Raw genomic sequence first — 24,154 nt, forward strand, 5'->3', positions numbered from 1 at the left:
ACTTAAACTGAATCCCAGTTGGCGGTGGTGATGCTCCGGATAACATTTTCGATCCACTCCATGGTTCGGACCACGGATCGTTGGTTTTCCTGAGTACCGCTGAATTCGGACAACTGAAAGCCATACTCGCTAATTTGCCTGAGCAGGCCGACATCATCGCGCGTCCCTACCCGTCCAACACCCCGGACAATAATTTTCAGGTGCTGCAGAAATACCGGCAGGTAGGTTGCCGCTTTAAGGTTCCGATAAATTCCCGCTTTCGGATCGCCATATTCGTTCAATGCCGAGATCAGGATCAGGTGTGCCGTTTTGCCCGACAGCAGGGAAAGAAAAATGAAAATCTCTCGTTCGAGAAACAGCAGGTGGCGGACGGAAGGGGTCTGTTTGCCGGGTGTGGTTGCGTTTAGAAGCGCAACCATTTTTTCATGGATCGTAACCACCTTGCTGGAGAACCGGTACTCCACCGAATCAATCCGAAACTGGGCATAATGCACCACGTCCCTTTCCAACCCATTGCGGACATTTAGGACCTCCTCCGGCGTCATTTCGATATCGACATCAAGCTCCTTGTTGTATGTCCTGAGCAGGATGTTGGCCAGCATGATTGCATTCCGGTCCGAGGGTTCCACCCTGTCGGGATGCCGGCAGAAATCGGCCAGCAAAAAACGCAGGGCGTGTTTGGGCCGCTTGATGCGGCTGATCAGATGCTGCAGGGCATTGAGGAAGGAAACCCGATTGGCCCGGCCTTTCAGCGCCTTGAAATAACACCATAACAATTCGAAGGCATGGTTACCGTGCCTCGCCAATTCATCGATCATCGGCTCGAATGTCTTTCGGATGAAGTTTCCCTTCCCATCAAACAGCTTTTGGATCAACAGGGTTATTTTTTCTGTATCATGGAGAGGAATCTTAAAGGCATGGGAGACTGCCTGAAGGTTTTCATCATTGCGGCGTTTGACCAGCCGATCGATAACCATCAACTGCCGTTCCGTTTCACGGCTCTCTTTCCCCAGAGACAAAATCGTCAGAAGTTCACTATTTACGGTGCCGATCATGGTTGACTTGCCATCGACATGCACCTGTATGGCATCCCGTCGCACGGTAACGGCGTCCAGGGCCTCGCCATCAACCTTGTAAATCCCTGCCCGAAAAATATTCGCCAGAAGATTCACCATCTTGTGGAAGGCAACCTTATTTTTCAGGGCATTCAGGATCAAGCTGTAGGTATGCAGCTGTTTCAAAAAGGGTTCTGCCCCCATACCGTCGAAGTCGTTCAGAATGGCGACTTTCGCATCATCGTGTAGTTTCCGATCCTCGGTCAACTCCTGATGAATCAGCTGGAGTGCCTGTTCCTTCAGGTTGTTTACATTGGTGTCTCTGGCAGGATCGATGTCAGCGGATAAGAATCTGCTGTCCTTCATTCTTTATCTCCATCTGATTTAAGTCGCCAATGCTTATAAATACCTGCACACATTGGCCATACGACCGAATGGCTTCCTTATGGTCCTGAAAGGTAAAACAAACTCGATTAAAACAGCAACAAAAATATTTCCATGAATGCCCGGCCGGAAAGGTGGATGCCGATCCAAGAGCATGGGGCCATTTGTTTCTCGACAAAAGGATCATACCCTATCTGCCGCGCCTCTCTGTCGAAGGTAGACAAGGAAGAGGATTAGGGTTGTCTGTGAGGCGGAAACTGAAAAAGGATCTTGTCTACGGTTTTTTGGGCTGCCGTGGCAGCGTCCTCGGGAGTCTTATAATTTCTCAGCCGGTAGGTACCCACCCCCCGCCATACCAGATCGCCGGTATCCGCAGAATGGATGTCGATGGTCAGACGGCTCTCGTCAAATTGCCGGATGCACGTTTCTGTACCGACACCCCCATACCAAGGGTGATAGAAGCTTCCCACGCCCACTGTCGAGTAATAGGTGTCGCTTTGAATTTTCTGCTCGATGCTCAGATGATAGGTCAGATAAAAATCGGGCTTCCCCGGAGAAGGATTGAGGTTTCGACTTGCCAGATGATTTTCGACGGCATGGCGAATACGTTTATCCAACAGGGGGTTGTCGACGCGGATATCTCCGGTAGCCGCCTGCACCGGATCCCGCCATTGCCAGGTGCCGTATCGCGACAGATCTGCATGCGGATCATAATCCTGGCTCACCTGAACAGTGGTGCAGCCGGTCATGGCCAAGACGACCACCAGCAAGGTATTGAGTATCAGCGGTCTCATAGAATCCTCCATTGTTCATAGAGCGGCCATCCCCAAACGCATGTCGGCTCAGTCGAATTGCCGATTCCTCAGCTCACGCTCCCGCCAGTTGTAGAGTTGGCTGTTGGTCTAAACACGAATCGGTCACGATTTTGAGCCGAGTCCATTTATGGGCATGGTTGTGACGATTATTGTAGTGATATAATCAAATTTGTGCCCATCGGCAAGGTCACTGTCGTGACGATGGACCGATTGACAGCATCATGGTCAAGAGGTAATATTTTTTCAGCCCTCCGTATGGGAGCGCTACCATTACGGTGATCGGCCTACCCGTGCAAAAGGGGATGGAAAAGAGGAAAACCCGGTCATCATGGATTTTTTCCTAAACCCCTGGCAAGGATCTATTCGGTCTTAAACGATGAGAGATGAGGAACGTGCCATGAAATCCCTTCATGTCAATTTCAATGAAGCGACCCAGGCCATTGATCCCCTTGACGATGTATCCCCGGAACCTTGGGATGGGGTATGCGAAAGGTTCGATAACGATGTTCGGCGAATCAAGTCCGTGTCAGACTCAAAGGGCTATAGCGCTCTTTATGCGTGTTATGATGAAAACAATCAGCCCGTTTACTATTTGGTGGAAGAAGGCGATGAACTGACAAAATTGCGGCAACGAACATTTCTCGGCAAACTTGGACGGCCGCAGACGGCAGGGCCGTTGGAAAAATAAACTGGCACCTAAGTGCCCCTGTTCGTAAATACGATGACGCATCGAGGTGAGCCGGAGGCAACCGTCTGCCAGGCAGAAGTAGATGTCGTTTTTGGTGAAAATCCGGTATGTGGGCCCTCCGGGAGGGGTTAACCCCGGTGGCTAAAATCAGTTGCCATTGATTTTGCTTCGCAGTTTTCCCGAGCATTTGAAGGTGACCACCTTGCGCTCACGCAGAGTCAGGTCCGAACCGGTGGCCGGATTTCTGCCCCGGCGCTTCTTTTTTTCCTTCACGCAAAATTTTCCAAAACCGGACACCAGTACATCGTCTCCATCTTCAAGAGTACCCTTGACGATCTCGAGGAGCGATTCAACGGTTTCAATGGACTTTTTTTTCGTAAAACCCAGGTTGTTCACCTTTGCGACAATGTCGTTTTTGGTCAATGCCATAGCACCTCCTGAGGGAAATGGTTGCCGGGTACGGATGTCCGAACTGAATCGGATCACGGAGCACGATCCGGAAACTCCCGGCCGTTGGTTTCTTTTGTATCTCCAGGGATCATCCGGGCCACCTTGTCCATAATCGTATCCACCTTGCTCATTATCTCCTCAATTTCGGCTTTAAGCGCTTCATCATCTCTTTCGGTCATTTAAGAATTCCTTTTTTTGGAGGACAATCCGCGTTGAAACAAAAAAAGTCCCAGTTCAATTCACGAATCGGAACCTGGCTACTGTTTAGGAATACCTTTGGGGTCAGCGCGGGTAGTTGCCGTGGGCATAAAGATAGTCATAACAATATGCCTGGTATTCGAGATCGCGGGCAGCACCCGCCTCCTGGTCGAAATCGACGGTTTTCTCCAGACGCGCCAGCCATCTCGTTTTTGCATAATCATAAAGGACTTCCCGGATCAGTTCCGGTGTTTCGCTGACCTCCGGGTTGTTTTTGACGAACAGGATTACGGTATCGATCACCGCCTTGACATTGCGGATATATTCACTGTCGTCGAGACGATACTCGGTGGAAACATCCTGGAACTTTCCCAGCAGCGCCTTGGCCATGCCTTCTACGGCATCGATACAATTCATTGGTTCCCGATCCTGTGCCCCCTGACCCGGGTCAGGGTATCCTTGGAATATTATTCAACATTGAATTGCAGCTTTGTTCAATAATATCATACAGCTATTAGAAATATACGCAAGATCGGAGGATGTCAAGTTCATATGATGCAATACCCCCGGATCCGAAATCAACGAACGGGCAGTAAATAATCAGATAGCGGTCGCCATGTTCGGCAGCCACCGTAAAAGAGAAGACGCGGCTACCGATCAGCCAACACCGTATCGATCTCGTCCAGAAAACGGCTGCGGGGGTTGAACTGGCCTTTGCGGTAACTGGCGGACGTGATAAAAAGACAGCGCTCCGCCCGGGTCACCGCCACGTACATGAGTCGACGCTCCTCCTCCAGATCTTCGGCACTGTCCATGGATCGCCAGTGGGGGAACAACTGCTCTTCGCACCCGATCACGAACACCGTGTGAAACTCCAGACCCTTGGCTCCATGCACGGTTGAAAGGTTGACACCGGCGGACTCCTCTTCATCATCCTTGTCCTCGCGGACCAGGGCAGCTTCTTCCAGGTAGTCCACAATCGTCTCTTTCTGTGAGGCGGCATGGATCAATTGATCGATGTTTTCCTGGCGGGCGGTGAAATCCATGGAATTGGATCGGGTGTAATTTTCCAGATGGTCCATGTACCCGGTGCGGGCAATCGTCAGGCGGATGGCTTCATCGGGCCGCAGATCACGGATTTCATCCAGCAGCGCCAGCAGATCTTTCAGGGAATGGTAGAGTTTGGGGGTAAGCACGCGTTGGGCCACCGCCAGCCGGGCGGCCTCCTTCAGGCTCATGAGTCCGCTGCGCATCTGGGATATCTTTTTGATGGTCCCCGGTCCGATGCCCCGTTTGGGGGTGTTGAGGACCCTTTCGAAGGCGGTATCGTCCTTGTCAAACACCGCGGCGGTGATGTAGCAATTCAGGTCAAGGATCTCCACCCGGTCGAAAAAACCCTTGCCGCCCATCATGTGGTAGGGAATGTGCGCCCGGCGAAACGCCTGTTCGAAGGGCAGGGAGCAGAACTTGGTGCGATAGAGCACGGCCATCTTCTCATAGGGAATACTCATCCGGACCATACTGCGAATCTTGTCCGCCACCCAGCGGGCCTCCTCCTGGTCGGTATAGAACTCATGGGTCTCCACCACCCCGCCCTCCTTGTCCGAGAAGCAGGCCTTTTCCATACGGTTTTCATTATGGCCGATAACCCGGTTGCCCAGCTGCACGATTTCGTCGGCCGAGCGGTAGTTCTGTTCCAATCGGAAGATCCGCGCGCCTTTGTACTTGCTTTCAAAAGAGAGAAAATGGCTGACGTTGCTCATCCGGAACGAGTAAATGGACTGCCAGTCGTCGCCAACGGCAAAAAGGTTCCCGTTCTTAAGCAGCAAAGCGGTGATCTCCTCGTTCAGGTCGTTGGTATCCTGGTACTCGTCGCACAAAATGTACTGAAATTGGGTCTGGTAGCGCTGCCGGATATCCACATGGTCGCGCAACAGGTTGCGGGTCAGGAGCAGGATGTTGTCAAAATCCACTGCATTGGCTGCTTTCAGTCTCCCTTCGTACCGCTCGTACACATCGACCAGACGGATGTTGCCCTGCCGGGGGTGACTGTCGAAATAGGCACCGGGGTGGCCGCTGTTTTTGGCATTGGAAATCTGCCCGAGCACGGACAGGGCATGCTTTTTATCATAATTAAGGCCCAGCAGTACTTCTTTCACCGTCTTTTGCTGATGGTATGACGTAAACACCTGGAGGGGCGGATGAAAATCCAGGAGGTGGCTGTGTTCCTTGAGAATCTGAAAGCAGGCGGAATGGTAGGTCCGCACCCAGGGAAAGCGCAGGACGCCCATGCCGGTCATACGAATCAGGCGGCCCTTCATTTCGTCGGCCGCCTTGTTGGTGAAGGTGATAGCCAGAATCTGTTCCGGAGGCATGCCCGACTTCACCAGATAGGCGAACTTGGCGGTCAGGGTTCGGGTCTTTCCCGATCCGGCACCGGCCACCACAAGTGCTGGGGAGTCGGTGTGTTCGACAGCGGCTTGCTGCTGAGGTGAAAGCTGCATGGATCATATCTCCTGCCACTGCTGGGGTTGCGAAACAACCGACACCGCGGCAATGGTTAAAATGAACGAGGATCGCAAACGGCGGTTGCAAAAGCGATGCGGGTTGCGCTAATAAGGCGCCCATCGGCGGGCTTCCGCTGCACCGGATACCATCCCGTGCCGGATTTAAAAAAAACGGGTTCCCGCAAGGCAGATGAGGGAACCCGGAACTGGCATTGGAGCCACCGCGCGGAGTCGAACCGCGGACCTACGCATTACGAGTGCGTTGCTCTACCAACTGAGCTACGGTGGCGTGTAACTGTCCCGCTGATGTTGAATTAAGCATTATAACAAACAATCTAATATGCTTATACAATATCAGCTGCATTACCAGCTGAGTTACGCCGGCTGAAAAATAGAAAGATCACCTATAGCGTTTATGGATCAAAATCAAGAAAAAAGTGCATCGGATATGCTGATCCGGACCATTGCCGAGCGCACCGGTTCCCTTGTGATTTCCGGTATAAGCAGCAGCGCCGGTGCCCGTCTGGCGGCCGGCGTCAGACGGGCACTCAAGTCGCCCGTGCTGGTGGTGGCCGCGTCAAGCAAAGCCGCCGAACAACGGCAGGCGGAAATCGATTTCTTTTCCGGGGAAACGGATTCCTCCACGGTTCTATTTCCCGCCTATAATATTTCCCCGTTCAAATTCATGTCCTACCATAACGAAACAGCCGCCCGTCGCATCCGGGCGCTCTATGCCATGATCGAAGACCATCGGCCGCGGACCATGGTCACCACAGCCGCGGCCCTTCGCCAGCGACTGATTCCAAAGTCCGTGCTATCGGACTTTGCGGAATTGATCATCGCCGAAGAGGAGATCGAACCGGATCGCCTGGTGGCCAAACTCGCAGCCGGCGGGTATACCCGCAGCGTGGTCGTAGAGGAACCCGGGGATTTTTGCGTCCGCGGCGGTATCATTGACATTTTTTCGCCCCTTTATGACAACCCGCTTCGCATCGAATTGTTCGGCGACTTTGCAGAAACCATTCGTTTTTTTTCCCCCGCCAGCCAGCGCAGTCTGGAACACGTTCATGAAGCGGTAATTCTGCCAGCCAGGGAAGTGACCCTGGAAAAGGCCCGGCTGGATGTTATCCTCGGCCGGTTCCGGGCACGGGCGCTGGAACAGGAACTGCCGCACACCACGATCCGGGACATCGTTCAACGCATCAAGGAGCAGGGAGTGTTTCCCGGCATCGAAAACCTCACCCCGCTGATCTACGACCGCATGGACACACTGTTCGACTACCTGCCGGGAAACACGGTCATCATCGCCGAGAATAAGTCCGATCTGGCCCAGGCCGCTGAAAAAAGTGCGCAGCTTGCGCAGGTAAACTATGAGAAAGCATGCAGCGAAAAACAGCTATGCGTAGAGCCGACAGACCTGTTTTTAAGCTGGGAAGAAATCAGTGCCGAACTGACCCGTCGCGAGGCCGTCTTCCTGGCGCCGATACCGGTGACCGGCACCGGTGATCGCCCGGCCGTCCACGCCGATATTACCGACAACAGCGACCTGGTGCTCGCCATGGAGCAAGGGAGAAAAACCGACCAGCCGGCCTCCCCCCTGCTTCGGTGGATTGCGGAGCAGCGGGATGCGGGCCGCACCATGGTAATGGTCTGTGAAACCGATCGCCAGGCTGGCCGCCTCGCCTCAATTCTGGCTCCTCATGGCATCGAAGCGGCCACCGGCCAGCCGTTCCCGCAAAACCTTCGTCCGGGTCGACTGTTCATCTGCCGGGGCAGCCTGTCTGGAGGATTTATCTGGCCGACAGACGGCCTGGCGGTGGCTACGGAAGCAGAAGTTTTCGGCCCCCGGGCCAAGCGCCCCAGACGCAGCGCGACAACCGTACGAAACGAGCTGCTGGCTTTCTCCGACTTGAAGCAGGGAGACCTGGTGGTCCACGACGAGCACGGCATCGGTCAGTACGAAGGACTGGTTAAACTGAGCCTGGAAGGCACCGTCAACGACTTCCTGCTCATAGTCTACCGGGATGATGACCGCCTCTACCTGCCCGTAGACCGCATGGGCCTGATCCAGAAGTACATGGGGGTGGAGGGCATGATGCCGGCCCTGGACAAAATGGGCGGCCGGTCCTGGGAACGGGCCAAGGAGAAAGTACGCCGGTCAGCCGAGAAAATCGCCGGGGAACTGCTTAAGATCTACGCCCAACGCAAGGTCAACGAAGGACACGGGTACGGTGCAGCCGACAGCCATTTTGCCAATTTCGAAGCGGACTTTCCCTACGAGGAGACGCCGGACCAGCTCAAAGCCATCGAAGATGTACTCGAGGACATGCACAACTCCACCCCTATGGACCGGCTGGTATGCGGAGACGTAGGGTATGGAAAAACCGAGGTGGCTCTGAGGGCCTCCTTTCTGGCCGTCAGCGAGGCCAAACAGGTGGCCATGCTGGTGCCCACCACGGTGCTGGCCGAACAGCATTACGCCACTTTTGTCCAGCGCTTTGAGGCCTACCCGGTGAAGGTGGCCTGTCTGAGCCGCTTCCGGTCACGGCCCGAGCAGCGCCGGATCGTAGAAGAGATAAAAAAGGGAACCGTCGACATCGTCATCGGCACCCACCGGCTGCTCCAAAAGGATGTCACCTTTGCAGACCTGGGGTTGTTTATCCTCGACGAGGAGCAGCGCTTCGGTGTCCGCCACAAGGAAAAGCTCAAACGGCTGCGAACCACCGTGGACGTGCTGGCTCTCACCGCCACCCCCATCCCCCGGACGCTTCATCTCTCCATGATGGGCATCCGGGATATCAGCGTCATCTCCACACCACCCGAGCAACGCCATGCCATCATCACCTATGTGTGCGAGTTCGACGACACCGTGGTCAGCGAGGCCATCCGCAATGAACTGGCTCGGGGCGGCCAAATTTTTTTCGTACATAACAACGTCAACACCATCGATCGCATGGCCGCCTATCTTAATGAAAGCGTACCCGAGGTCCGCCTGGCCGTAGCCCACGGGCAGATGGCCGAGGAGGATCTGGAGGCGGTGATGATGCGCTTCATGGACCGGAAAATCGACATGCTGGTGTGCACCACCATCATCGAATCCGGCATCGATGTGGCCACGGCCAACACTATCCTGGTCAACCGGGCCGACCGTTTCGGCCTGGCCCAGATCTACCAACTGAGGGGCCGGGTGGGCCGGTCGGACGAGCAGGCCTATGCCTACCTGTTTATTCCCGAAGAAAGCCGGTTGGGAAAAGATGCCCAAAAACGCCTCAAAGTACTCATGGAACACAGCGATCTGGGGTCCGGTTTCCAGATTGCCATGAACGATCTGAAAATCCGGGGCGGAGGGGCGATTCTGGGCGCATCCCAATCCGGCCACATTGCCGCCGTGGGGTATGACATGTTCCTTAAACTCATGGAAGAGGCCGTCGCCCAGATGAAAGGAGAGCCTGTAACCGAAGGACTGGAACCGGAGATCAACCTGCCCATGTCCGCCTACGTGGCCGAGGACTATGTGCCCGATATCGATCAGCGGCTGTCCATCTACCGCCGGCTGGCTAAAATGAACGAGCTCAAGGAGATCACCGCCATGAAGGCTGAACTGGCGGATCGTTTCGGGCTTCTTCCCGAAGAGACGGAAAACCTGCTGCTCAAGATCATGTTGCGGGTATTGTCCGTCCGCGCCGGGGTCAAGCGCCTGGACCTTTACGGCCAACAGTTGTGCCTGGCATTCAGCGAAACCCACCAGCTTCGGCCGTTAGGGATTGTCCAGATGCTCACCACAGGCAAACAACCCTTCCAATTTACTCCGGACCACCAGTTTAAAGCTACTCTGGCCAAAGGGACTGCCCGGGCCATGCTGGCCCAGACGAAAAACATCTTGATCGAAATAGCGCAACATGTTAATTCCTAAAGGCTTATGAGAACCATATTTGGAAAATTTGCAATAAGTTATACTCATGACGGAAAATCGGCGAAGCGATGCTCGCCACCGGCCGCGAGCCATGTGTGGGGCATCGTCTGCTGCGCAACGATGATGGCGATTGCAGGGGCGGGGTGTTCCGGACCGGACAGCCCATCGCCGCAGGATGCCGTGCTGATCCGCACCGACCAGGAAACCGTCACCCAGGCCCAGTTCGAACGCGCCTTCGAGGCCGCCCGGATAGCTTACAGTGACGACCGTTCGGTGGATCCCCAGATAATTGAAGATGCACGCCTGCGCCTGCTGAATCAGATGACTGAAGAGGTGATCATCGACCGGCGGGCCAAGGAGTTGGGCATTTCCCTGGATGACAACGAACTGGAGGCCGCGATCCAGGCGATTAAAAAGGACTATCCGGAAGACGAATTCGAGCAGATGCTGCTGGAAAGCGCCATCCCCTACTCCTTGTGGAAGGATCGGCTTCGGGTGCGCCTGCTCATGGAAAAAGTGGTAAACCGGGAACTGGTTCAGCCGGTAAATATAACCGTAGAGGACATTGAAGCATATTATAAAGCCCACGAAAACGACTATGCCGTTAATGATGAAAACCCGCCGGAGATGGAAGAATTGAAACGCCGCATCGTTGAACAACTCCGGCTCGAAAAGGTGGAAGCGGCCTACCCGCAATGGATGGACGGGCTTCGAGCGCGTTATGGGGTCGAGATCAACTGGGAGTTGTGGGAACAGTCCCGACACCCTGACGCCGAATCCAACGGTCAGGAAAAGGAATAGCGGCCTTGAAGCGAAATTTGTCTTTGGGAATTCTGATAGGGATGTGGGTACTGGTTTTCGCAACCTCGGCCACGGCTTCGGCAGCGTCTGAAGTGCTGGACCGGATCGTGGCGGTGGTCAATGAAGACATCATTTTGCTGTCTGAGCTCAGGGAGCGAATGGAACCCTATGCCCAGCGCATCCGCCAACAGGGATTCGACCTGGACAAAGAGCGGCAGATGATCTTCAAGGTTCGCGAGGAGATGCTCAACCGCCTGGTGGATGAAAAGCTCACCGATCAGGAGATCAAACGAAACGATATCCAGGTGGATGACGCCGAAATCGACAGCACCATCGAACGCATCAAAGCGGCCAATACCTTTACCGATGAAGACCTGCGCCGCTTTCTGGAACAGGATCAGATGACCATGGAGCAGTATCGGGAAAAAATCAGAGAGCAGGTCCTGCGCACCCGACTGGTCAATTACCAGGTCAAATCCAAGATTGTCATCACCGAAGAAGAGATCCGAGCTTACTACGACAGCCATCCCGAGGTTTACGGCGGAAAGCTTCGCTACCATTTGAGAAACATCCTGATGCGGGTGCCGGATTTTTCTACCGATGCCGAAAAGCAGGCCCTAAGGGAACAGATGCAGCAGATTCAATCACAGATTGAGGCTGGAAAATCCTTTGCCGATCTTGCCCGGACATACAGCCAGAGCCCGGCTGCTGCCGACGGGGGTGATATTGGCGAGTTTGCCAAAGAAACGCTTTCTCCCCAGATCCAGGCAGCGCTCGATGGGTTGGCCCCGGGAAAGGCCACAGCCATTCTGGACACGGACCAGGGGTTTCAGCTCTTTTATGTGGAGGCGGTCAACCGGACCGAAGGGAAATCCCTGGAAAACGTAAGGGAAGAGATCCACCAGAAGTTGTATGCCGAAGTGGTGGATAAAAAATTCCTCACATGGCTGGAGGATCTGCGCAGTCGCTCAAGCATCAAAATCATCAATTAGCATCGGAAACGTAAGGATAAAATTCAGGATCCTTGGATATAGCGGTTCTTCTATATGGAATCGGAAACAAATCAGGATTCATTCGGCGGCTATCTGAAAGGCTTCCGGGTGAAACAGGAATTGGCGATCCAAACGGTCGCCGAAAAAACAAAGATCGCCGTCCACTGCCTCAAGGCCATTGAAGAAAATGCCCATGACCGGCTTCCTCCGCAGGCCTACGTCAAGAGCTTCATTCGGACATACGCCCATGCCGTGGGGGCCAATGCCGACGTCGCAGTCGGTCTCTACCTGTCGGAAGTGGAGCAACAGGAACATGCCAAGCAGCAGAGCCTGAGACGGCGGAAAAAACTGGGGGCGGTCCGCCGGGCAATAATGGCTGTGGGTGTAATCATCAGCATTCTGCTGCTGCTGCGATACAGCGATTTTTTTATGGATCCGGTACCCACGCCAAGCACCGCGGCGCCGAAACCCAACGCCCTTCCCGAGCCTTCTGCCACCGGGGTCGAGACAGCCGACGGGAGCCTCCCGTCTGTTGCAAGGACGAAGGACAAGCTCAAACTCAAGGTTATCGCCGTGAAACAAACCTGGTTGAAGGTCATTGTGGACGGACAGAATGCCCGGTCCTACAATCTTAAGCCCGAGGACCGCCTGGAATTGGAAGGGACCCACAACTTCAACCTGATGATTGGCAATGCCACCGGACTCCAGATTTTTCTGAATGAGCAGCCGGTGAAGATCTTCGGGAGCAGCGATCAGGTAGTAAGCCTGAAAATTCCCTGACCCGGGATAAATTCCAACCGATTAACCGCAAAAACCCAGTTGACGTAATCCTTTGAGGTAAATCGTTGCGGAGTTTATTTTTATCTCCCTACTTTAATATAGAAAATTCCCCATGCAGCAGGATCGACAAAAAATTCTGACCATCAGCGTCAAACGGCTGTTGCGGCGGGGCGCCACCAGCCGGCTGCACAAAATTGTCAACAAAACCCATGGCGCGGATCTTTCCATTCTGTTTCGGAGCCTGTCGCTGCAGGATCAGCGACTGCTATTCGACATGATCGACGATGTAGAGCAAAAGGGGATCCTCTTCAGCGAACTGGATGAGGACATCTTCGTTGAACTTATCGACGGCATGGATCCCGATGAAGTCGCGGCCATTTTGGAAGCCATGCCCAACGATGACGTCGCCGACCTGCTGAATCAGCTCCCCGATGAGACCGCCAGCAGCCTGCTCAAACGCATGAAGAAAGAGGGATCCGACGAGGTCGAGGACCTCATGCGCTTCGAAGACGATACCGCCGGGGGTATCATGAACCCCGACTTTATCGCCCTGAACCAGGAGATCACCGCAAAAGAGGCCATAGAACGTATCCAAAAAGAGTTTGCCGATGTCGAGATGCCCTTTTATCTCTACGCGGTGGACGAATACGGCAATCTGGTAGGGGTCTGCTCCCTGCGGCAGCTGGTGGTCGTCAAACCCCAGACGCCCCTGAAATCCTTCATGACTACCGAGGTCCTTTCCGTGCAGACCCACATGGACCAGGAGGAAGTGGCCAAGCTGGTGGCCCGCTATGACATTCTGGCCGTACCGGTGGTGGACGAAAGCAATCGGCTGGTGGGTATAGTTACCGTGGACGATGTCATCGATATTTTCCGCGAAGAAGCCACCGAGGACATCCTTAAGATGGCCGGTGTAGGCGAGGAGTTCATTGAGACCCAGAGCATCTTCAAAAGTTCCCGCATCCGCCTTCCCTGGCTCTTTGCCAGCTGCCTGGGCGGGATATTCGCTTTTTACGTGATCGGCCAATTCGAGGACAGCTTGAGCAGGATCACCTACCTAGCCGCCTTCATCCCGGTGATCATGGGCATGGGCGGTAATATCGGCACCCAGTCCTCCACCATCGTGGTGCGCGGACTGGCCACCGGGCGGCTCAATATTCGCGACGTCTGGTCGGTGGTGGGCAAAGAGCTGAGCGTAGGCTCTATCCTTGGACTGGTCTATGGCCTGATCATCGGATCGGTGGCCCAATTGCAGTACAGTACCTTCATGCTGGCACTGGCGGTCTGCCTGGCGGTCGTCTGTTCGATGTCCGTCGCCGCCTTGGTGGGATCATGCGTGCCCATGCTGCTGGCCCGGATCAATATCGATCCGGCGGTTGCCACCGGGCCCTTCGTGACCACCGCCGTCGATATCATCAGCGTCTACTTTTACTTTACCATCGCCACCGGATTTCTCGGCGTCTGAAACCATGACCAGCCTGAGCACACCCGCCATCCTGCTGCGCCGGATCGAGTTTGGGGACTACGATCTCATTGTCACCCTGTTCACCCTGGCACAGGGAAAAACTAGTGCCATTGCCAAATCCGCCAAAAAGAGCGTCAAGCGCTTTCCCGGGGTGCTGGAGCCCTTTTCCCTTCTCAACGTGGTGCTGGCCCGAGGCAGGGGAAAAGGCATGCCGGTGCTCCAGGAGGCATCTCTCGAAGATCCGTTTTTCAAGATCCGTGAAAATATCATCAAAACCGCCTACGCCAGCTATTGGTTGGAGTTGATCTATCTGTGGATGGCCGAGGAAGAACCCCAGGAATCCCTTTACCGGCTGACGTCGCATGTGCTGGCCGAACTCAACCGGGGAGAAACGCCCGTTGAGGTGCTCAGCATCCTGTTTCAGATGCGCTTTTTATCACTGGCGGGATTTCGCCCCAATTTTGACCACTGCCATGCCTGCAAAACCTGCCTGGACCAGATCCGGCATGCATCGGTGGTTTCGGATCCATCCAAAGGGGGAATTGCCTGTCCGACCTGCGGGATTCCCGCCAACGGCCGGTTGAAGATTTCCAAAGGCACGCTGAAACAGCTCATGTGGACCGACACCGGCAATCTGGAACGGGCCGCCCGCATCCGGTTTGCGCCGACGGCCATCTCCGAAGGACTGAAATTTCTGGAAGCCTTCGTTCCCTTTCACATCGGCAAATCCCCGAAAAGCCTGAAAGTGCTTCGGGCCGTGAGGCATTCAATCAATGGCAGGAAAAACCATGACACCGCAAACAAACGACCTGCATCTGGGTAATATCGGGCCGCTGCTGGAAAGCCGCCCCATCGACGCATCGGCGCCCTGCCGCATCGATTTCGGGGGAACCCTGGACATCAGCAGCTTCCACTATCCGTTGAGGCACCTGGCGCCATCCACGGTTAACATCGCCTTGGACCAACGCACCACCGTCAACCTGCGCCCGACCCTTAGCGATCGGATATACGTCTCATCAGCGGGCGTCGCCGACGCGGCATTCAACCCGTCTGAGGCTCCCTACGATCATCCCCTGGGGCTCATGTTTGCCGTGGCGGACTATTTCGGCGCCAGGGGGGTCCACATTCACATCCAGTCCACCTCGCCGCCCAGAAGCGGACTGGGGGGATCGTCGGTAGCTGCCGTGGCCCTGATTGCCGCTTTTTCCAAAGCGCTGGAAGGCATCGGCAAAAAGGGCATCTCCCGGGACCGGATAGTGCTTCTGGCCCACGCCATCGAACAGGGCGTGGCCGGTGTGCCCTGCGGCCTCCAGGATCAGTTAGCCGCCGCTTTCGGCGGGGCCAACGCCTGGACCTGGCCTGCGGATCCCGGCCTGCCGCCTTTCGCCCGAACCCCTCTGTTGGAGGAGGCAGCGCTTCGGCACCTGGACCGCCAGCTGCTGGTGGCGTACCTGGGCGTCACCCATGTATCCAAGGATGTCAACCGGTCATGGGTCAGACAGTTTATCAGCGGAAACTGCCGTGAAAAGTGGCGCGAAATCATCCGATTGACCCGGGATTTTGCCGCAGCGATCGCCCGCGGGGAGATGCAGGCGGCCGCCGACGCCATGAACCGGGAAACGGCCATTCGGAAGGCCATGACCCCCCAGGTGCTTGACGACATGGGCGACCGGTTGGCGGAAGCCGCCATCGACGCCGGTTGCGGCGCCCGGTTCACCGGCGCCGGGGGTGGCGGCTGCATGTGGGCCATCGGTGCAGCCGATGCCGTAGCCGCCCTGAAGCCGGTATGGGCAAAGATTCTGACGGGGCGGCCCACGGCCGGATTGCTGGCTTGCCGTGTGGACACCCGCGGGGTCATGGTGACACCCCTTTAGATGCCAACGGTCAGAAAAAGGGGCCTGCGCCCGGGACAACGTGGGGCTTGTTAAACCCTACCGATAATGGTACGAAAGGCCCTTATAAAAAACAGTATCAAGTCTGGAAATCCCGATGGATCGTAAATTTTATCAACCGTTTGGCTATCGATACGGACAGTCGAGGAAACACGCATGAATTTTCAGGATGTAATTCTCACGTTGAACAGATTCTGGGGGCGCAAGGGCTGCGTGGTGGTTCAGCCGTATGATCTGGAAGTGGGCGCCGGCACCTTTCACCACCATACCACCTTAAAAGCCTTAGGTCCGGAGCCTTGGGATGTGGCTTACGTCCAGCCCTCCCGGCGACCCACCGACGGCCGCTACGGAGACAACCCCAACCGTCTCCAGCATTACTACCAGTATCAGGTGCTGCTCAAGCCATCTCCCACCAACGTTCAGCAACTCTATCTGCAGAGTATGAAGGCCCTGGGCGTGGACCCGCTGGAGCACGACATCCGTTTCGTGGAAGACGACTGGGAGTCGCCAACCCTGGGCGCTTCCGGCCTTGGCTGGGAAGTGTGGCTGGACGGCATGGAGTGCACCCAGTTCACTTATTTTCAGCAGGCCTGCAGCATGGAGCTGTCGCCCATATCCGTTGAACTGACCTATGGTCTGGAGCGCATCGCCATGTACCTTCAGGGCATCGACAACGTCTACGACCTGAAATGGAACGACACGGTCACCTACGGTCAGGTCCACCACCAGCAGGAGGTGGAACAATCCACCTACAACTTCGAGAAGGCCGACGTGAGCATGCTGCTGGATCTGTTCAACCGGTATGAAGCCGAGGCCAAGCGAATCATCCAAGAGGATTTGGTGCTTCCGGCCTATGAATTCACCCTTAAGTGCAGCCACACCTTCAATCTGCTGGACGCCCGCGGTGCCATCAGTGTCACCGAACGGACCGGATACATCGCGCGGATCCGCAACCTGGCCAGGGCATGCGGCATGGGCTACCTGAAGCAGCGCGAGGCCATGGGGTTTCCGCTCTTGAAGCAGAAGGGATGATCGAAGGCTGTCTGGACGGATTGAATCAACATTGAACGCGAACGCGTGATCGAGGTGAATATGGATACCCTACTGCTTGAAATCGGCGCCGAAGAAATTCCGGCGGGATATATCCGGCCGGCGCTGGATGCCATGGCCCAGAACCTGCTCAAACGGCTGGATGATGCCAACATCGGCCACGGCCAGGCCTACACCTGCGGAACGCCCCGGCGACTCACCCTAATCGTGGAACAGGTGGCCCCCAAACAGGAGACAGTGACCGAAGATCTCCTGGGACCACCGGAAAAAATCGCTTTCGACGGTCAGGGCAACCCCAGCATGGCGGCGGTAAAATTCGCCGAAAAGACCGGCGTTGCAGTCAATCGGCTCAAGGTGGTCACCACAGACAAAGGCCGCTACCTGAGCGCACGCAAAACCAACCGCGGGCAGTCCACCGTCAAACTCCTTAAAACCATCCTGCCGGAAGTAATCCTGGCCACTCCCTTTCCTAAGAGCATGCGCTGGGCCGATCTCTCCATCCAATTCGCCCGGCCCATCCAGAGCATCGTGGCGCTTTACGGCACCCGCGTGGTTTCCTTCAGCCTGGGCGGCCGGATTAAAAGCGGCAGACAGTCGCTGGGCCACATGTTCATGAGTCCGGGAAAGGTGACCATCCCCTCCCCTGAAGCCTACGTGCAGACCATGGCCTCAGTCAACGTGGTGGTGAATATCGCCGAACGCCGACAGATGACATCAGCGGTCGTAACGGCTGCGGCGGCCACCATGGGCGGTCGGGTGCTGCCGGACGAAGAGCTGCTGGACATTGTCACCAATCTGGTAGAAATCCCCATCGCCACAGCCGGTCGGTTTGACGACATCTTCCTTGAAGTCCCCAAAGAGATTCTCATCACGGCCATGCGCGAACACCAGAAATACTTCGCTGTGATCGACATGGAGAACAGGCTTTTACCCGGTTTTATCGCCGTAAACAATACCCGCACCCGAGACATGGACCTGGTGGCCACCGGGCACCAGCGCGTGCTGCGGGCCCGGCTCTCCGATGCCCGCTATTTTTATACCGCCGATGTCAAAGTGCCGATGGAGCGCTGGGTGGAAAAGCTCAAAGGCGTGCTTTTCCAGGCCAAGCTGGGCAGTATGTTCGACAAGGTGATGCGCGTACAAGCGCTGGCCGGCTGGTTGGCCGATGCCGTCAACCCGGCCGAGAAGGAGAAGGTGACCCGCGCGGCATACCTGTGCAAAGCCGACCTGGTGAGCCAGGTGGTGGGCGAATTTGCCAAACTCCAGGGGATTATGGGACGAATTTACGCCCAGGCGGCCGGTGAGGCACCGGATGTGGCAGTGGCCATCGAAGAGCATTACCGGCCCACCCATAGCGGCGGGCAGTTGCCGGAGACGGAAACCGGCGCCCTGCTGTCCATCGCCGAAAAAATCGACTCCATCTGCGGATGCTTCTCCGTCGGCCTGATTCCCACCGGCGCGGCGGATCCCTATGCCCTTCGGCGTCAGGGCATCGGCATCCTGCAGATCATGCGCAGCCGCAAAATCAACATTTCTCTTAGCGAACTGGTGGAAAAAGGAGTTTCCCTTTTTGCCGACAAGAGCACCGAACCACCCGCCCATACCACCACCGCCGTGTTGACTTTCCTTAAAAACCGTCTCTCGCGGCTGCTGGCCGACGAAGGCTTGTCCAAGGACATCATTGCCGCGGTAACCAGCGTTTCGGCGGATCGCATCCCCGATGTGGAACGCCGGGTGGGTGCCCTGGAAAAACTCAAAGGCAAACCCGGCTTCGAACCTCTGGCCGCCGCCTTCAAGCGGGTGGAGAACATCCTCAAAAAAACAACAGAAACCACCACGGCAACCGTTAATCCGGCCCTTTTTGCCCATGCGTCGGAAGGCACTCTGCATTCGGCCTGTCAGTCGATAACCACCCAGGTGGACCACCTCATTGATCAGGGAGATCTGGACAGCGCCCTGGGCGCCATCGCCACCCTGCGTGATCCGGTGGACGCCTTTTTCGACGGTGTCATGGTCATGGCCGAAGACGATGCCGTCCGCCGCAACCGGCTGGCCCTGTTGGCCTCCATATCGGCCGTATTTGAACAAATAGCTGATTTTTCACAGATTTCCACGTGACCCGGACTCGCCGGGTCAATTGAGGAATAGGGAATTTGGGAATTGGGGGATTGAAAAAGGATCGAAACGGTTTCAATTCCTCAATTCCAGCATCCCTCAATCCCACAATTCTATTTTCAGGAGGAACCGATGCCCTTTGATCCAAGCAAAGACAAGGTGCTTAAAAAATGGAAGTGCCCGGAGACCGGGCTGTTGATTACCATCAACCGCTATGACCAGGGAGAGGCCAAGGTGCAGATCGGCCCCCGCATTCTCAAGAAACAGGACGGCAGCGACCGCGCGCCGGTGAAGGCCGGCCGTCTGACCACGGAAGACATCCTCTGGCTATATGACATCATGGATGAGATCAAGGACGAACTGACGGACCTGCAGCGGCCGACCTGATGCGCTGACCTGCCACGACAACTGCCATCGAGCGGCCGCCGGGCAGTCTGGATGCCGCCGCCCGATCCTTCACCTGCATAGAAAGCCGAATGCCTGACCGCCGTGCCATCGTAAACCCCGTGAAAGGGAAAAAGCCGCCCGAAACCGGCCGCTTTGCCATTATTGCGGCCACTGAGACGGACCTGCGCCTGCTGGCCCGCCTGGCGGAGCCACCGGTGGTTGAACAACGCAAGCTCTACATGAGCAGCCTTCAGGTACATGCGAACGACCAGCAGCGATTCACGCTGGTAGGACCGCTGGTCGGCGCCCCCTATGCCGCCATGATCGTAGAATCCCTGGGTGTCTGGGGAGTTCAAAAGATCCTCTTTGTCGGCTGGTGCGGTGCCGTTTCCCGTCGGGTAAAGGCCGGCGACATCATCGTGCCGGACAGCGCCATGGTCGACGAGGGGACCTCGGGTCACTATTGCGACCCCTCATGCCGGGTGGCGTTGCCCTCCCGACCCCTGGTGCACCAGGCCCGGAAGGCCCTGCAACACCATGGGGCCGAGTTTCACGACGGTGCAGTCTGGACCACCGATGCTATTTTCCGCGAGACCGTGGAAAAAGTGAAGCACTATCAGGCCAAAGGCGCCCTGGCCGTCGAGATGGAGCTTTCAGCCATCCTCACGGTTGCCGGGTTCCGGGAAATGGAGGCAGCGGGAATTCTGGTCGTATCCGATGATCTCTCCGACTACCAGTGGCGTCCCGGTTTCAAGACCCCCGCCTTTAAATCGGCCCGAGAGAGCGCCTGCCAGGCGGCGCTGACGATGATCAGGTGTTGAGGAGGTCAGTCTGAAGGTTGACATGAGCGGCGATTACGCCACGCTTTTTTACCCACAATCGCAAACATTCCCTTGAAGATGAGCCAAGAAACCATAGACGAACTGGTCGACTTGCTGAATGCTTACAACCAGGCTTATCGCCGGGGTGTCCCCATCGTCAGTGACGCCGAATACGACACGCTGGTGGAGCAACTGCGCGCAATCGCACCGGACCATCCGTTTTTGCAGGTTGTGGAACCGGAGCAGTTCACCGGACGGCAGGAGGTACGCCATCCCACGCCTATGCTCTCCATTGAAAAAGCCTACACGCGGGAGCAGTTGGAACGCTTCGTGGCCCGGGTACAAAAGGAAGCCGACGCCCTGAGCGTGGATTCGGTGAACTTCAGGCTGACCCCCAAACTGGACGGCCTGGCCGGCCGGGATGACGGCATCGTCTTCGCCACACGGGGAAACGGAGAAGTGGGGTACGAAATCTCCAATGCCTTTGCCAAAGGGGTAGTCCCCATCGGCGGCCGCGGCCAGGGAATGGGAGAGATTGTGGTGGTGAAAAGCTATTTCGATGAACGCATGGCCGAATTTTTCGAACACCCGCGCAATATGGTGGTGGGCATCATCTCTTCGGATACGCTCAATGAAAACGCCGCAAGCGCCTTGGAGGCCCGGATGGTCCACTTCGTCCCCTATACTCAGACCGCTTCCCTAGTTGTTGACGGTCGCCGGCTGGTGGAAGAGACCCGGCTCCTGGTCCGTGACCTGCTGAAAGATGTGGACTATCCCACCGACGGCGTTGTGGCCGAAGTGACGGATGACCGGCTAAAGGAGCGGATGGGAGCCACCGCCCACCACTACCGCTGGCAGATCGCCATTAAAACCAAAGGTGAGACGGCGCAGACGACGGTAACCGGCATCCAGTGGCAGGTAGGCCGCACCGGCAAGGTCACACCGGTGCTGGAAGTCGATCCGGTATCGTTGTCGGGTGCCACCATCCGCCGGGTGTCCGCCCATCACGCCGGAAATATCCGCAATTCCGGTATTGGCATCGGCACTCGCATCGAGGTCATCCGCAGCGGTGAAGTCATCCCCAAACTGGAAGCCGTTCTGGAAGTCCGGGGAGAAGTAGAGCGGCCCAAAACTTGCCCCTCGTGCAATACACCGCTGGTGTGGCAGAACGATTTTCTCAAGTGCACCAACAGCGCCTGCCGGGCACAAATCGAGCAGCGCATCAGCCACTGGTTCCGAATTCTGGGCAATGCCGACTGGTTCGGCATCAAGACCATCCGCAGGCTTGTCGACAACGGCCATGACAGTCTGGAGGCGGTCTACCGGCTCTCCGAGTCGGATTTCGCAGACATGGGGTTCGGACCGGTTCAGTCAAAAAACCTGGCCGAAGCCATCACCCTCAGCCGCACCAAACCGGTTGAGGACTGGCGATTTTTGGCCGCTTTCGGCATCGCAGACCTGGGTACCGGAGACAGCCGCAAGCTGCTGGCACACATACCGCTGGAAAATGTCGTGAAGATGGATCGGGCGGCCATCGCCCGGATCAAGGGCTTCGGCGACAAGACCAGCCAGAGCATCGTGGAAAGTATCGACACCCTGGCCGGAACCTTTCGCCACATGCTTGATCTGGGCTTCAATCTCCAGCGTACGCCCCTATCGTCGGAGCAGGAGGCCATAGTCAGTCCCATTGCGGGAAAAGGTATCGTTTTCACCGGAAAAATGATTCACGGCTCCCGGGAAGCGATGCAGGCGGGAGCCCGGGCGCTGGGCGGCAAGGTGCAGACCGCCGTCAGCGGCAGCACCGACTATCTGGTTTGCGGTGAGCGCGTCGGAGCGTCGAAGATAAACAAAGCCAACCGGCTGGGAGTGACCATTCTAACCGAGAGCCAGTACATGACCCTGGTCACCGGGAAGTGAACGGCCACAAACAGAAGATGGCTTCCATGACCCGTCGGCGTAAACGATCCGCCATCATCCTTGCCGCCGGCTACTCCCGGCGCATGCAGCGATTCAAGCCCTTGTTGCCCCTGGGCGGGCAAACGGTGCTGGAAAGGGTCGTCTCCCTCCATCGCAGCATCGGCGTGACGGACATCCGCGTGGTGACCGGCTTTCGTTCAGAAGCCATCCGGTCTGCGCTGACCTCCCTGCCGGTAATCGTGATCCACAACCCGGTGCATGATACCGGCATGTTTTCCTCGGTGCGGGCCGGCGTCGGCACACTTCCGGAAGATATTTCATCCTTCTTCGTTCATCCGGTGGATATCCCCCTGGTTCGCCCGCACACCCTGGCGGCACTGATGGATGCTTTCGACGAGAACCCGTCACCAGTGGTCTATCCGGTGTTTGATGATACACGGGGGCATCCCCCGCTGATCCATGGGGAGATGAAGACAGCGATTCTTTCCCATAGCGGCAACGGTGGGCTCCGCAATCTGCTCAGTCGCTTCGATTCGTCGGCGCGGGAAGTCCAGGTGGCCGATGAAGGGGTGCTGCTGGACCTCGACACCCCGGACGATTTTCAGCGCCTGTCAACCCGGTTGGAAGACTCTGCTATTCTCAACCCCGCCGAGTGCCGGGTGCTCATGAAAAAAGTGTGCATGCTTCCCGAAACGGTAATCGACCACTGCCGGCAGGTGGCGCGCGTGGCCGAAGTGCTGGCAAGGGCCGTCAACGGCAGCGGCAGAGCCATTGATGCATCCCTGGTACAATCCGCCGCCCAGGTTCACGATTTAGCCAGGCTGGAGCGTAACCATGCCGCCGTCGGAGCCGATCTGCTGGATGCCATGGGATATCCCGCCATGTCGGCCATCGTGGCGGTCCATATGGATATCGACGTTTCAGCGGATTCCCCGATAGATGAAGCCCAGATCGTTCACCTGGCAGACAAGCTGGTTGCCGGCAATACGGTAGTGAACCTGCTTTTGCGGTTCGAGGCGAAAGAGAAAAAATATGGCCGCGACCCGAAGGCGTTGGCGAAAATCAGACAGCTGCGGCGTTCGGCCTTTTGTATCCAGAAGAAAATCGAGCAGGCATTGGGGAACACGATACCGATCATTTTAACGGAGGCCGGAATCATCGATGGGAGTCGACCATGCAAAACACCCTGAAGCGCTGGCTCGATAAAGGTGATGGGAAAAAAATTCTTCTGCTTCGCCACGGAGAGGTTCAGATCGACGGTAATAATGCCAAACGCTTCATTGGACAGGTCGATTTGCCGCTCAGCGACAGGGGACGCCGCCAGGCCAAATACTGGCATGAACAGCTCTCCGATATCCCGCTGGCACAAATCATCTCCAGCGATCTGTCCCGCTGCATGGAAACCGCCGGCATCATTGCCGGCCATCGGTCACCAGGCGTTGCTCCGCAGGCCGGGCTCAGAGAAATTCAATTGGGCCAATGGGACGGATTGACCTTTCGCCAGGTCAGGGAGCGCTGGCCCGATGCCTTTAGGCAACGCGGTATGCAAATTGCCGGTTTCCGACCGCCGGGGGGAGAAAGCTTCCTGGACTTGCAGCAACGGGTGGTCCCGGTGTTTGAAAAAGCGGTGGATCATGCCGGCATGAACATCTTGATCGTGGCTCACGCCGGTGTCAACCGCATGATTCTGTGCCATCTGCTGGACATGCCGCCGGGAAATCTTTTCCGCCTAGCCCAGGACTGGGGTGCCATGAACCTGATTGAGCGGCAGCCGGCCAACGGGTTTAGGATTCAGTCGATAAACCTGCTGCCCGGTTAACGCCATGCCGGCTCCTTAAAACGACGGGCTCGGGAGGCAACATCGATTTTAATCGTGCGCGGACGGTTTGACCATTCCTTGTTCCTGCCTTAGTTTAATTTTTAT

Annotated in this window: 21 protein-coding genes and 1 tRNA gene; 15 read left to right on the plus strand and 7 right to left on the minus strand. The window is 56.5% G+C overall.

Features of this window, described 5'->3' with window-relative positions; all coding sequences use genetic code 11:
* Positions 1–2: 2 nt before the first annotated feature.
* On the minus strand, positions 3–1,421 hold the full coding sequence (locus tag ACHZBS_RS01120; protein WP_319404696.1) for a hypothetical protein: 1,419 nt from the start codon (positions 1,419–1,421) through the stop codon (positions 3–5).
* A gap of 251 nt (positions 1,422–1,672) precedes the next feature.
* A complete protein-coding gene (locus ACHZBS_RS01125) occupies positions 1,673–2,233 on the minus strand; it encodes a DUF4136 domain-containing protein (RefSeq protein WP_319404697.1) in 561 nt (186 codons plus the stop codon).
* Positions 2,234–2,651: 418 nt separating this feature from the next.
* On the opposite strand from ACHZBS_RS01125, the gene ACHZBS_RS01130 reads away from it, so the two are divergent.
* Positions 2,652–2,942: a hypothetical protein gene (locus ACHZBS_RS01130; protein WP_319404698.1), complete on the plus strand. Its 291-nt coding sequence runs from the start codon at positions 2,652–2,654 to the stop codon at positions 2,940–2,942.
* Between the two features lie 147 nt (positions 2,943–3,089).
* On the opposite strand, the gene ACHZBS_RS01135 is transcribed toward ACHZBS_RS01130, so the two are convergent.
* The 5 genes from ACHZBS_RS01135 to ACHZBS_RS01155 form a co-directional block, all read right to left on the minus strand.
* Positions 3,090–3,371: an integration host factor subunit alpha gene (locus tag ACHZBS_RS01135; protein ID WP_319404699.1), complete on the minus strand. Its 282-nt coding sequence runs from the start codon at positions 3,369–3,371 to the stop codon at positions 3,090–3,092.
* Between the two features lie 53 nt (positions 3,372–3,424).
* Positions 3,425–3,571 carry a hypothetical protein gene (locus ACHZBS_RS01140; protein WP_319404700.1) on the minus strand — a complete coding sequence of 49 codons (147 nt, stop codon included), beginning with the start codon at positions 3,569–3,571 and terminating at the stop codon, positions 3,425–3,427.
* A gap of 103 nt (positions 3,572–3,674) precedes the next feature.
* Complete coding sequence (locus ACHZBS_RS01145) at positions 3,675–4,007, minus strand: hypothetical protein (RefSeq protein ID WP_319404701.1); 333 nt, start codon at positions 4,005–4,007, stop codon at positions 3,675–3,677.
* Positions 4,008–4,240: 233 nt separating this feature from the next.
* Entirely contained in the window at positions 4,241–6,094 is a 1,854-nt protein-coding gene (locus tag ACHZBS_RS01150; protein WP_319404702.1) for an ATP-dependent helicase, read from the minus strand.
* A 216-nt stretch (positions 6,095–6,310) separates the two neighbouring features.
* Positions 6,311–6,386, minus strand: a tRNA-Thr gene (locus tag ACHZBS_RS01155).
* A 126-nt stretch (positions 6,387–6,512) separates the two neighbouring features.
* On the opposite strand from ACHZBS_RS01155, the gene mfd reads away from it, so the two are divergent.
* The 14 genes from mfd to ACHZBS_RS01225 all read left to right on the plus strand — a co-directional run bounded on the left by mfd (position 6,513) and on the right by ACHZBS_RS01225 (position 24,049).
* Positions 6,513–10,010 (plus strand): transcription-repair coupling factor, encoded by a 3,498-nt coding sequence (gene mfd / locus ACHZBS_RS01160; protein WP_319404703.1) that lies wholly within the window; start codon positions 6,513–6,515, stop codon positions 10,008–10,010.
* Between the two features lie 6 nt (positions 10,011–10,016).
* The gene (locus ACHZBS_RS01165) at positions 10,017–10,811 is read left to right on the plus strand and encodes a SurA N-terminal domain-containing protein (protein ID WP_319404704.1); all 795 of its coding nucleotides are present in this window, start codon (positions 10,017–10,019) and stop codon (positions 10,809–10,811) included.
* A 5-nt stretch (positions 10,812–10,816) separates the two neighbouring features.
* Complete coding sequence (locus ACHZBS_RS01170) at positions 10,817–11,803, plus strand: SurA N-terminal domain-containing protein (protein WP_319404705.1); 987 nt, start codon at positions 10,817–10,819, stop codon at positions 11,801–11,803.
* A gap of 54 nt (positions 11,804–11,857) precedes the next feature.
* Entirely contained in the window at positions 11,858–12,583 is a 726-nt protein-coding gene (locus ACHZBS_RS01175; RefSeq protein ID WP_319404706.1) for a RodZ domain-containing protein, read from the plus strand.
* A 112-nt stretch (positions 12,584–12,695) separates the two neighbouring features.
* Positions 12,696–14,048, plus strand: coding sequence for a magnesium transporter (mgtE, locus tag ACHZBS_RS01180; protein ID WP_319404707.1), 1,353 nt, complete (start codon positions 12,696–12,698; stop codon positions 14,046–14,048).
* A 4-nt stretch (positions 14,049–14,052) separates the two neighbouring features.
* Entirely contained in the window at positions 14,053–14,871 is an 819-nt protein-coding gene (gene recO / locus ACHZBS_RS01185) for a DNA repair protein RecO (RefSeq protein ID WP_319404708.1), read from the plus strand.
* Positions 14,837–15,922 (plus strand): galactokinase, encoded by a 1,086-nt coding sequence (locus ACHZBS_RS01190; protein ID WP_319404709.1) that lies wholly within the window; start codon positions 14,837–14,839, stop codon positions 15,920–15,922. Before recO ends, ACHZBS_RS01190 begins: the two co-directional genes overlap by 35 nt.
* 174 nt (positions 15,923–16,096) lie before the next feature.
* Positions 16,097–16,972, plus strand: a complete 876-nt coding sequence (gene glyQ / locus ACHZBS_RS01195; protein WP_319404710.1) for a glycine--tRNA ligase subunit alpha — start codon at positions 16,097–16,099, stop codon at positions 16,970–16,972.
* Positions 16,973–17,032: 60 nt separating this feature from the next.
* Positions 17,033–19,108, plus strand: a complete 2,076-nt coding sequence (glyS, locus tag ACHZBS_RS01200; RefSeq protein WP_319404711.1) for a glycine--tRNA ligase subunit beta — start codon at positions 17,033–17,035, stop codon at positions 19,106–19,108.
* 129 nt (positions 19,109–19,237) lie between these two features.
* Positions 19,238–19,492, plus strand: a complete 255-nt coding sequence (locus tag ACHZBS_RS01205; protein ID WP_319404712.1) for a hypothetical protein — start codon at positions 19,238–19,240, stop codon at positions 19,490–19,492.
* An 89-nt stretch (positions 19,493–19,581) separates the two neighbouring features.
* Positions 19,582–20,313, plus strand: coding sequence for a nucleoside phosphorylase (locus tag ACHZBS_RS01210; protein WP_319404713.1), 732 nt, complete (start codon positions 19,582–19,584; stop codon positions 20,311–20,313).
* 78 nt (positions 20,314–20,391) lie between these two features.
* Positions 20,392–22,230 carry a helix-hairpin-helix domain-containing protein gene (locus ACHZBS_RS01215; protein WP_319404714.1) on the plus strand — a complete coding sequence of 613 codons (1,839 nt, stop codon included), beginning with the start codon at positions 20,392–20,394 and terminating at the stop codon, positions 22,228–22,230.
* A 26-nt stretch (positions 22,231–22,256) separates the two neighbouring features.
* Positions 22,257–23,420: a DVU_1551 family NTP transferase gene (locus ACHZBS_RS01220; protein WP_319404715.1), complete on the plus strand. Its 1,164-nt coding sequence runs from the start codon at positions 22,257–22,259 to the stop codon at positions 23,418–23,420.
* Complete coding sequence (locus ACHZBS_RS01225) at positions 23,405–24,049, plus strand: histidine phosphatase family protein (RefSeq protein WP_319404716.1); 645 nt, start codon at positions 23,405–23,407, stop codon at positions 24,047–24,049. The genes ACHZBS_RS01220 and ACHZBS_RS01225 overlap by 16 nt, the downstream gene beginning before the upstream one ends.
* Positions 24,050–24,154: the final 105 nt, after the last annotated feature.

The organism is uncultured Desulfosarcina sp. (assembly GCF_963664155.2).
Taxonomy (GTDB): domain Bacteria; phylum Desulfobacterota; class Desulfobacteria; order Desulfobacterales; family Desulfosarcinaceae; genus Desulfosarcina.